Genomic DNA, 211 nt, shown 5'->3' on the forward strand with positions numbered 1-211 from the left:
CACTGAGCCGGTCCATCACCGCCGACCAGGTCCAGCCCGGGCAGACGCTGTTGACGCGGATGCCATCGGCCGCCAGGTCCATGGCCATGCTGCGCGTGAGCTGCTTCATGGCCGCCTTGCTGGCCGGGTAGAGCCAGCGCCCCGTCTGCGCCGCTTCCGAAGAGATGCTGGTGAAGTTCACCACGGCCCCGCCACCGGCGGCCACCATGTG

1 protein-coding gene is annotated in these 211 nt (G+C 69.7%); it reads right to left on the reverse strand.

Features of this window, described 5'->3' with window-relative positions; genetic code table 11:
• A partial coding sequence (locus RRF55_RS29255; RefSeq protein WP_439419491.1) for an SDR family oxidoreductase occupies nucleotides 1-211 on the reverse strand: 211 nt, incomplete at both ends.

Origin of the sequence: Klebsiella sp. K47, from assembly GCF_051858335.1 — a bacterium.
Lineage (GTDB): Bacteria > Pseudomonadota > Gammaproteobacteria > Enterobacterales > Enterobacteriaceae > Klebsiella > Klebsiella pneumoniae.